Genomic DNA, 210 nt, shown 5'->3' on the forward strand with positions numbered 1-210 from the left:
AATAAGTGGCGGAACGGACGGGACTCGAACCCGCGACCCCCTGCGTGACAGGCAGGTATTCTAACCAACTGAACTACCGCTCCACCGAATTTCTTTGTCACTACCCGGATTCTTCATCCCGGTTTACTGCAATTTGATGCCTGGCAGTTCCCTACTCTCGCATGGGGAGACCCCACACTACCATCGGCGCTACGGCGTTTCACTTCTGAG

General features: G+C 55.2%; 1 tRNA gene. It reads right to left on the reverse strand.

Annotation, left to right across the window (positions count from 1 at the left end):
* Positions 1-6: 6 nt before the first annotated feature.
* Positions 7-83: transfer RNA gene (locus tag OGV89_RS00740), tRNA-Asp, on the reverse strand.
* Positions 84-210: the final 127 nt, after the last annotated feature.

The sequence above is a fragment of the Citrobacter sp. Cf125 genome (genome assembly GCF_030333935.1).
GTDB classification, from domain to species: Bacteria; Pseudomonadota; Gammaproteobacteria; order Enterobacterales; family Enterobacteriaceae; genus Citrobacter; species Citrobacter freundii.